The 8,481-nt window shown below is 66.7% G+C and carries 11 protein-coding genes; 7 read left to right on the top strand and 4 right to left on the bottom strand.

What is annotated here, in order from left to right:
- Nucleotides 1-148: 148 nt before the first annotated feature.
- Both LPZ50_RS17895 and LPZ50_RS17890 read left to right on the top strand, forming a co-directional pair.
- Nucleotides 149-757, top strand: a complete 609-nt coding sequence (locus LPZ50_RS17895) for a hypothetical protein (RefSeq protein ID WP_230663221.1) — start codon at nt 149-151, stop codon at nt 755-757.
- Between the two features lie 15 nt (nt 758-772).
- Nucleotides 773-1,027: a hypothetical protein gene (locus tag LPZ50_RS17890; RefSeq protein WP_230663215.1), complete on the top strand. Its 255-nt coding sequence runs from the start codon at nt 773-775 to the stop codon at nt 1,025-1,027.
- 6 nt (nt 1,028-1,033) lie between these two features.
- Here the strand turns inward: LPZ50_RS17890 and LPZ50_RS17885 are convergent, their stop codons facing one another.
- On the bottom strand, nt 1,034-2,053 hold the full coding sequence (locus tag LPZ50_RS17885) for a DNA topoisomerase IB (RefSeq protein ID WP_230663213.1): 1,020 nt from the start codon (nt 2,051-2,053) through the stop codon (nt 1,034-1,036).
- Between the two features lie 49 nt (nt 2,054-2,102).
- Here LPZ50_RS17885 and LPZ50_RS17880 point away from each other — a divergent pair, with 49 nt between their 5' ends.
- Entirely contained in the window at nt 2,103-2,651 is a 549-nt protein-coding gene (locus LPZ50_RS17880; RefSeq protein ID WP_230663211.1) for a type 1 glutamine amidotransferase domain-containing protein, read from the top strand.
- Between the two features lie 23 nt (nt 2,652-2,674).
- Here the strand turns inward: LPZ50_RS17880 and LPZ50_RS17875 are convergent, their stop codons facing one another.
- The 3 genes from LPZ50_RS17875 to LPZ50_RS17865 are packed head-to-tail and all read right to left on the bottom strand — an operon-like array spanning nt 2,675 to nt 4,741.
- Nucleotides 2,675-2,851, bottom strand: coding sequence for a hypothetical protein (locus LPZ50_RS17875; RefSeq protein ID WP_230663209.1), 177 nt, complete (start codon nt 2,849-2,851; stop codon nt 2,675-2,677).
- A gap of 14 nt (nt 2,852-2,865) precedes the next feature.
- Complete coding sequence (locus LPZ50_RS17870; protein WP_230663207.1) at nt 2,866-3,624, bottom strand: alpha/beta hydrolase family protein; 759 nt, start codon at nt 3,622-3,624, stop codon at nt 2,866-2,868.
- A complete protein-coding gene (locus LPZ50_RS17865) occupies nt 3,611-4,741 on the bottom strand; it encodes a DUF3182 family protein (RefSeq protein WP_230663205.1) in 1,131 nt (376 codons plus the stop codon). The genes LPZ50_RS17870 and LPZ50_RS17865 overlap by 14 nt, the downstream gene beginning before the upstream one ends.
- Nucleotides 4,742-5,090: 349 nt before the next feature.
- On the opposite strand from LPZ50_RS17865, the gene LPZ50_RS17860 reads away from it, so the two are divergent.
- From LPZ50_RS17860 to LPZ50_RS17845, 4 genes are all read left to right on the top strand, one after another.
- Complete coding sequence (locus tag LPZ50_RS17860) at nt 5,091-5,819, top strand: TerC family protein (protein WP_230663203.1); 729 nt, start codon at nt 5,091-5,093, stop codon at nt 5,817-5,819.
- A gap of 231 nt (nt 5,820-6,050) precedes the next feature.
- Nucleotides 6,051-6,635, top strand: coding sequence for an NADPH-dependent FMN reductase (gene ssuE, locus LPZ50_RS17855; RefSeq protein ID WP_230663201.1), 585 nt, complete (start codon nt 6,051-6,053; stop codon nt 6,633-6,635).
- A gap of 16 nt (nt 6,636-6,651) precedes the next feature.
- Complete coding sequence (locus LPZ50_RS17850; protein WP_268903470.1) at nt 6,652-7,605, top strand: sulfonate ABC transporter substrate-binding protein; 954 nt, start codon at nt 6,652-6,654, stop codon at nt 7,603-7,605.
- Nucleotides 7,606-7,625: 20 nt separating this feature from the next.
- On the top strand, nt 7,626-8,481 hold an 856-nt coding region (locus LPZ50_RS17845; protein ID WP_230663217.1), incomplete at its 3' end, for an LLM class flavin-dependent oxidoreductase.

Here is an 8,481-nt window from a genome sequence, read left to right as displayed (position 1 = left end):
CGCAGGCATCCGCCCGGGCACGGCTGCGGCTGGCGCGCGATGTGGGTCGCGGCCTGGCCGCGGTACTGGCGCGCCGCCGCGTGGTGTCGCGCCAGGTATGCGATTTGCTGGCATCGGATGGCAAGCACCGTACTGGCAGGAGACCATGATGTCATTAATTGTTGCCGCTCGCTTCCAGACCTTCGATCAGGCCGAAGCCGCCGCCCAGCGCCTGTTCGCCGACGGGTTCCGCGACGAAGACATGCATACGTTCTATGTAAACATTGCCGGCGAGCATGCCCGCTATCCGGTGGGCGGGGATCGCAAGGCCGACCCTGATGCGCGCGGCGCATCCGTTGGCGCGGTCATCGGCGCGGCCGCGCTGGGTATTCTGTTTGCCGTGGTATGCGGCATTGTTGCCTGGCAGGTCGATCCGTCGGCCATAGCCGTGGCCGCGGCCGGAGGGGTAGGGGCCTATATCGGGGCATTGGCCGGGGCGCTGTGGGTCACCGGCCGCGGCCGGCGGCTGGCGCGCGGCGGCCATGCCCGCCACAGCCATCCCGAAGTCCGGCCGGCGGGTGTCCTGCTTGCGCTGCATATCGCGCCCGACCAGGAAGGTCGGGCGGTGGCCTTGCTGCGCGAGGCGGGCGGCATGGACGTGGAGCGGGCCAACGGCCGCTGGATGAACGGCAAATGGGAAGATTTCAACCCGCTGGTTCCGCCGCAGCGCGAGCCCGTTTCCACCGGGCGCGACACGCACATCGGCGCGCCCACCTGATTGCGAAGGATAGCCATGACGACCGCCAAGGCCACGGCAAAACCCGCCCAGGCCCGCGCGCGCAAGCGCGGGGATACGGTGCATGCGAAAGTGCTGCCACCGCGCCATGCGGTGGATGTGCCGCGCCAGCCGCCCAAGCCCACGGCGGACACCCCCGACGAAGCGGCCAAGGACAGCCGCCCCGCGCGCGACAGCCGGGACGATTCGAACTGGGCGGATGGTTCCAAGCCCCGCCCGCATGCGAAGAACACGCGCTCCCACTTGCTGTAGCGGCGTTCAGGACTCGGGCGGGCGGGCCGCCAGGAAATGCCATAGCCGCTGTTCGTCGGCGTTCAGGCCGCGTGGCGTGCCGTGCGGCTTGCGTGCGGGAAGTTCGCCCCGCAGGTAGGCGTCGAGAATCGCCGGGTGGATGTAGCAGTTGCGGCAAACGGCCGGAGTATTGCTCAGGCGGTTCGCCACCTGTTTTACGGTGTCCACCAGAATGCGCTTGCGTTCGGCTTCACTGGCCGAGGGTTGCCGCTGCAGCAGGGCAAAGGCCATGACCGAACCGGCCCAGGTGCGATAGTGCTTGGCGGTGTATCCGCCGCCGCCGGCGTCTTTCAGGTAGGCGTTCACCATCTCGGAGCTTACCGGGTGGATGTTTCCGGCGGCATCGCGGTAGTGGAAGAGCTGCTGCCCGGGCAGGTCCATGCAGCGTTTCACGGTGCGGGCGATGCGGCCGTCGTTCACCGTCACGTCGTGGGGCACGCCGCTTTTCCCCATGAAGCGCAGGCGCAGGCGGTCGCCGGCAACCTGGGTATGGCGCCGCTTCAGCGTCGTCAACCCGTAAGACTTGTTGGCGCGGGCGTACTCGCGCGTACCGATGCGTATCAGGGTGATCTCCAGCAGGCGCACCAGAACTGCCAGCACCTTGTCCTGCGACAGGGTCCGCAGCCGCATGTCGCGCGCCACCCGCCGACGGATGCGGGGCAGACACGCGGCGAACTCCGCCAATTGGTCGTACTTGCCGGCGTCGCGCACCGCCGTCCAGTCCGGGTGATAGCGATACTGCTTGCGGCCACGGGCATCGCGTCCGGTGGCCTGCAGATGGCCGTCGGCCAGGGGGCAGATCCACACATCGGTGTACGCCGGCGGGATGGCCAGGGCGTCGATGCGCTGGATGACCTGGGCGTCGTCGATGGTGCGGCCCCGGGTGTCCAGATAGCGGAATTTTCCGGAACGCAGGGGCCGGCGTGAAAATCCCGGCCCGCTGTCGTCGGCATATACCAGGCCGGCCGAAGGCTCGGGCAGGAACACGGGTTGCTGCCCGGCGGGTTTGATAGGTTTACCGTCAGTGGAGGTGTTTATGGAAGGTTCCTTGAAAGATCTGAATGTGGCCATTCTGGTGGTCGACGGCTTCGAGCAGGTGGAACTCACCCAGCCGCGCGATGCCCTGGTGCAGCAGGGCGCGCGCGTCGCGCTGGTGTCGGCCGCGCATCAGCCGGTGCAAGGCATGCATCATGACCAGATGGGCGACAGGTTCGACGTGGATCTGACCTTCGCCGAGGCGCAGCCCGCGGATTTCCACGCGGTGCTGCTGCCGGGCGGCGTGGTGAATGCAGACGAGCTGCGCATGCATCCCAAGGCGCGCGACTTCGTGCGGGCCCTGGACGAGCAGGGCAAGCCCATCGCCGTGATCTGCCACGGCGCCTGGTTGCTGGTGTCGGCCGGCCTGGTGCGCGGCCGCACGCTCACCAGTTGGCCGTCGCTGCAGGACGACCTGCGCAACGCGGGCGCGCAGTGGGTAGACCAAGAGGTTGTCGTGGACGGCAAGCTGGTCAGCAGCCGCAAGCCTGACGACATCCCTGCGTTCAACCGCGAAGTGCTGCGCGTCTTCCAGGAAGCGGCGCGATAGCTCGCGGCGCGCCGCGGACCGCTTCACGGCCGGCGCGCGCCGGCGCCTCGATTGCGCTGGCTCTGCTGGTCTTGGCCTGAACCCACCTGGGTGGCATGGCCGTCTTTCTTCGAGCGGTTCTGCACGCCGCCGTGGCTTTTCTGCGCGTCGCGCGGCGTGTCGTCCTGGGTGGCAGGGGCGGGGCGGGTTTGCTCTTTCATCACGATTCTCCTGTTCAGGTTTCGATGTGCAGATTGCCGACGCGGGCGCCGACAATCATTTCGGTGGTCCAGTTCACCAGTATCGACGTGTAGGCGCGCTGCGCGGCCTTGTCCGTCAATGCATGGTCGGCGCCATCCACGATGCGGTGTGTCATGGAATGCGCCCGCAGGAATGCCGAGCGGTAATTCATGATGGTGGAATGGGGAATGAAGGTGTCGTGCTCGGATTCCACGATCAACACATCGCCGGCAAAGGCCTCGCACGCGGCCAGGGCCCGGTTCTGGTCGGGCGCCACGCGCGTCAGGCGGTAGGCGGCCAGGCTTTCGCGGCTGAGCGAGCCCTTGGGCTGGTCCCAGTCGTCGTCGCGGTACAGCGCCGGCACATGCAGCGCCAGCCACTTCACCGGACGCAGGGTGGACAGGATGGCCGCCAGGTATCCGCCGTAGCTGCTGCCCACCACGGCCACTTCATGGCTGTCGATGGCGGGATGGCGCAGCAGGCTGTCATAGGCGGCCAATGCATCCTGCAGGTTGTCGTCGCGCGACACGCGCGACCGTTGCGCTTCGGTGGCGGCATGGCCGCGCAGGTCGAAGGTCAGGCATACACATCCCAGGCCGGCGATGCTGCGCGCGCGCAGCAGGTCGAACTGCTGGCTGCCTCCCCAGCCGTGGATGAACAGCACGCCGGGAATCTTCATTTCGGGCGCAAGAAAAGTGCCGGAGAGATCCTGCCCGCCGCTGGCGATGGACGTCGCTTCGCTATACGTGGCCATGTCTTACGACTCCCGCCGATTTCCGGATGCGGCCCACCTGCGGGTCGTCATCGTCGTAGACCAGGGTGGCATCCGCCGCCTGGGAATCGCCGCCGCCATAGACCTCGGTGGTGCGGGCGCGGATCCGGTCCAGTTGCGGGTCGTCGCGCAGCGCTTCCAGCGCACAGGCTTCGGCCATGCTGGCGCCGCCGGCGCGCCAGGATTGCTCCAGCACGCCCTGGCGGCACTCGCCCGCGGGCCCCAGGCCCTGGGCCACGTCATAGTTGCGCCGCGAGGCGAAGAAGCCCGCGAAGCAGGCCTGCACCGCGGCATCATAGCGGCGCGCCTGTTCGATGGCCTGGCGCATGGGCCCGGGCCAATGCTGCCCGGCCAGATGGTCGAAGCCGCCTCGCACAAACAGCAGGTCCGAGCCTCCGTATACCGGGCTGCCCGTGTTGTCCGGCGTCAGCCGCTGCGTGCCGATATAGCTGGCCTCCAGGCCGGGCAGGCGCACCGTGCCCACGCTGTAGGTCACGACTTCTTCCAGGTGTTCCTCCAATACCAGCCCGCAACGCGCCATTTCGTCCGCTTCCTGGGCGCGCAGCGCCTCGCGCAGTTCCGCCTCGTTGCCGACCTTGCATTGGCCGCGGCCGCCGGTGGCCTCGACAGGCTTGATGCGCACCGGGCCGCTGCGTAGCAGCAGAATGCCGGCCTGCAGCGCGTCCTCGGGCGAGAACACTGTGTAGCCCGCCAGCACCAGGCCCTGCAGGCGGGTGCCCAGGTCCGTGGACCAGCCCGGCGGAGCGGGCGCGGTGGCATTGTCGGGCAGGGGATGGGTGATGGCCTTGGTGGCGATGAATTCGTGCGGCACCACGCCGCCGAACAGATCGGCCTCGCCGGCTATGCCCAGGCGCGCCGCGGCCGCGCTGCCCAGCGTCATGGCGGGCACGTAATAAACCTTGCCGGCACCCGGCGCGGGCTCGTAGTCGGCCGCGAATGCGCAATCCAGCAGTCCGGCCAGCTTGCTGGCCAGGGCGCGGTGGCTGGCCGTGTCGTGGGCCGTGGCGCCCAGGCGGCGGGGGTAGGCCACGACCAGGTCATAGCGGGGCTGGGCGCCGTCGTCGGGCGGGCTAGGCATGGGCGGGCCTTCTCGGAATGGACATGCCCCGTGCCAAGCATGCCGCGTGCCCGGGCTGTCAGCCATTCAGCCAGCGCATGGCCAAAGCCAGTGCTGTCAGGATCAGCGCTGCGCTGGTCCAGGCAATCGCGACGCGAAGAATTCTAGCGCGGCCCCAATTTTTAGTTTCCATAACTTAATGATTTTTAATGGAAAATTCATTTAACAAGGAAAGTGGGGCAGCAGTTTTCATGCCTGGCGGGCGGTGCGCGGCAGGCTCTGTAACCAGTTAGTGCTGTTCAGTTTGTTGTAAGAAATGCTAAAACAGCGCTTTCGTCCTGGTTCTTGTCGTTTTTTACACGGAGATTGCATGCTCGAGTTTTTGCAGACCCTTAGCTGGGCCGCTGTTTTCCAGATCATTCTTATCGACATCCTGTTGGGCGGCGACAACGCTGTGGTCATTGCACTGGCCTGCCGCAATCTGCCGCCCAAGCAACGCATGCAGGGCATTCTGTGGGGTACCGCGGGCGCAATCGGCTTGCGCGTTATCCTGATCGCCTTCGCGCTGACGCTGCTGACCATTCCGTACCTAAAGATCATCGGCGCGCTGCTGCTGCTGTGGGTAGGCGTGAAGCTGCTGATTCCCGAAGAGGATGCGCATGGCAACATCAAGGGCGCCGGTTCCATCTGGGCCGCCGTCAAGACGATCATCGTGGCCGATTTCGTCATGAGCCTGGACAACGTCATCGCCATCGCGGGCGCCGCGCAAATGGCCGACCCCTCGCACCAGATCGGCCTGGTGATCTTCGGCCTGGTGGTCAGCGTGCCCATCATCATCTGGGGCAGCACGCTGGTGCTCAAGCTGATCGACCGCTTCCCGATGGTGGTGACGTTCGGCGCCGCGCTGCTGGGCTGGATCGCGGGCGGCATGCTGGTGACCGACGTGGTGGTCGTGGAACACTTCGGCGAAGTGTCGGGCGCCATGAAGATTGCCGCCGAAGTGGTGGGCGCGCTGCTGGTGGTGGGCCTGGGCCGCATGTTCGCGGCCCGCAAGAAGGCGGCCTCGGCCGCTCCGCAGGTCAGCAGCCAGGACGCGTAATCCCGCTCTAGTCCCGCTGTGCCGCACGCCGGCACGGCGCCATGCAAAGCCCCTGGGCAATGCGCGGCGCCGTGCCGGCGTTTTCCATGTGCGGCGGGTCTTCCAGTAACTTGGCGCAGCACCGGCCATCCAGGCCCGCGCATAACCACATATCGACTAAATATTTTCCACGCACCGGCCGCCAGTCCAGAATCCTTGCATTCCACGCATCACGGAGCAACGTTTCTGATCATGGCGATCCTGTTGTTGGCCGGTAGTCCGGCGCCGCATTCACGCTCGTCGGCCTTGCTGCACTATGCCTCGCAGCGCCTGGCTTCGCGCGGCCTTCCCAGCAGCCAGCTGGGCCTGCGCGACCTGCCCGCGGTAGACCTGGTGGAAGGCCACTATGGCGGCGCCGCCGCCAGTTCGCTGCGCCAGCGCGTGGCCGACGCGCAGGCGCTGCTGATCGCCACGCCTGTCTACAAGGCATCGTTCTCCGGGGGGCTGAAGACCATACTCGACCTGCTGGACGAAAAGGCGTTGTCGGAAAAAATCGTGCTGCCCATTGCCACGGGCGGCAGCACCGCGCACCTGCTGGCGCTGGAATACAGCCTGAAGCCGGTGCTGTCCGCATTGGGCGCGCGCCACATCCTGGCGGGGGTATATGCCACTGACCGGCAGGTATCACTGCACAACGGCCACGCGTCCATCGACGACGACGTATGCCAGCGGCTGGACGTGGCTACCGATCGCCTGGCAGCCCACCTGACCGCCGCTCCGCTGACGCAGGGCTATGACCTGGGCTACCTGGCCTTGAACGCAAGATTCAGCATTTGACTTCGGGAGTGCATCGATGAAGTTCTTCTCCATCCCTTGGCTGCGTCCGGCCGCGGCGCTGTGCCTGGCCATGCTGGCGGGCAACGCCGCAACGGCCCAGGATGCCGCCACCTTGCGCATCGGCTTCCAGAAATACGGGACCTTGACCATCCTGAAGGCGCTGGGCTCGCTGGACCAGGCACTGGCAGAGCGGGGCATCACCATCAAGTGGGTGGAGTTTCCCGCCGGCCCGCAATTGCTGGAAGGGCTCAACGTGGGATCCATCGACTTCGGCACCGTGGGAGAAGCGCCGCCCATATTCGCGCAGGCGGCCGGCGCGCCGCTGGTGTACGTGGGCAATGAACCCGCGGCCCCTGAGAGCGAGGCCATCCTGGTGCCCAAGGATTCCCCCATCCGTTCCGTGGCCGACCTGAAAGGCAAGAAGGTGGCGCTGAACAAGGGTTCCAACGTGCACTACCTGCTGGTCAAGCAGCTTGAACTCGCGGGCGTGCCTTATCGCGACGTGCAGGTGGCGTACCTGACCCCGGCCGATGCGCGGGCGGCGTTCGAGCGTGGCGCGGTGGATGCCTGGGTCATCTGGGATCCGTTCCAGGCCGCCGCGGAGCGGCAGTTGGGCGCGCGCGTGCTGGCCGATGGCAAGGGCGTGGTCAACAACTATCAGTTCTTCCTGGCCTCGCGCAGTTACCTGGAGCAGCAGCCGCAAGTCATCCAGACCGTGCTGGAAGAAATCCGCAAGGGCGACCTGTGGGCGCGCGACAACCCGGGCAAATCGGTGGACTTGCTGCAGCCGGTGCTGGGCCTGGAACGGCCGGTCGTGGAGCTGGCTGCCCGGCGCCTGGCCTACGGCGTGGTGCCGGTAAGCCGAGAGGTCCTGGCCCACCAGCAGGAAATCGCCGATGCCTTCTATGCGCTGAAGCTCATTCCACGCAAGCTGGACGTGCTGCAGGCCGCTCCCGGCGATCTTCAATGAATACCGACGATAGGCAAGCCATGAACGTTTTCTGGTTTATTCCCACACACGGCGATTCACGCTACCTGGGCACGTCGCAGGGGGCACGCGCGGCGGGCTACGACTACTTCCGGCAGATTGCGGTGGCGGCCGACACCCTGGGCTATGACGGCGTGCTGCTGCCCACCGGCCGCTCGTGCGAAGACGCCTGGGTGGTGGCGTCGAGCCTGATCGGCGCCACGCGCCGCCTGAAATTCCTGGTGGCCATCCGGCCGGGGGTCAGCTCGCCGCAGTTCGCGGCGCGCATGGCCGCCACCTTCGACCGCATGTCCGAGGGCCGCCTGTTGATCAACGTGGTAACGGGCGGCGATCCCACCGAGCTGGAGGGAGACGGCCTGTTTGCCGCACACGACGAACGCTACGCCATCACGGCCGATTTCCTGAAAATCTGGCGCGGCATCCTGCAGGCCAGCCACGATGGACAAGCCTATGATTTCGAAGGAAAGCACCAGGTATCGCGGGGCGGCAAAGTCATTTATCCGCCGGTACAGCGTCCGTATCCGCCGCTATATTTCGGCGGGTCGTCGGAACCGGCCCACGAACTGGCGGCGGAACAACTGGACGTATACCTGACCTGGGGCGAGCCGCCCCAGGCCGTGGCGGCCAAACTGGCGGATATGCGCGCGCGTGCCGCGCGCCACGGGCGCACGTTGAAGTTCGGCATCCGCTTGCATGTCATCGTGCGCGAAACCGAGCAGCAAGCCTGGGACGCGGCCGACAGGCTGATCAGCCACCTGGACGACGATACGGTGGCGGCGGCCCAGGCGTCGTTCGGCCGCATGGACTCGGAAGGGCAGCGGCGCATGGCCGCCTTGCACGGCGGCCGGCTGCGCGACG

Source organism: Bordetella petrii (genome assembly GCF_020991325.1).
Taxonomy (GTDB): Bacteria; Pseudomonadota; Gammaproteobacteria; order Burkholderiales; family Burkholderiaceae_B; genus Bordetella_A; species Bordetella_A petrii_E.
This window is presented reverse-complemented; position numbering and strand designations above follow the sequence as displayed.

Coding starts and splice junctions, on each gene's coding strand:
- LPZ50_RS17860 (WP_230663203.1), top strand. CDS start 5,091: ATGCTCGAGTTTTTGCAGACCCTTAGCTGGGCCGCTGTTTTCCAGATC.
- ssuE (WP_230663201.1), top strand. CDS start 6,051: ATGGCGATCCTGTTGTTGGCCGGTAGTCCGGCGCCGCATTCACGCTCG.
- LPZ50_RS17880 (WP_230663211.1), top strand. CDS start 2,103: ATGGAAGGTTCCTTGAAAGATCTGAATGTGGCCATTCTGGTGGTCGAC.
- LPZ50_RS17870 (WP_230663207.1), bottom strand. CDS start 3,624: ATGGCCACGTATAGCGAAGCGACGTCCATCGCCAGCGGCGGGCAGGAT.
- LPZ50_RS17875 (WP_230663209.1), bottom strand. CDS start 2,851: ATGAAAGAGCAAACCCGCCCCGCCCCTGCCACCCAGGACGACACGCCG.
- LPZ50_RS17865 (WP_230663205.1), bottom strand. CDS start 4,741: ATGCCTAGCCCGCCCGACGACGGCGCCCAGCCCCGCTATGACCTGGTC.
- LPZ50_RS17850 (WP_268903470.1), top strand. CDS start 6,652: ATGAAGTTCTTCTCCATCCCTTGGCTGCGTCCGGCCGCGGCGCTGTGC.
- LPZ50_RS17895 (WP_230663221.1), top strand. CDS start 149: ATGTCATTAATTGTTGCCGCTCGCTTCCAGACCTTCGATCAGGCCGAA.
- LPZ50_RS17890 (WP_230663215.1), top strand. CDS start 773: ATGACGACCGCCAAGGCCACGGCAAAACCCGCCCAGGCCCGCGCGCGC.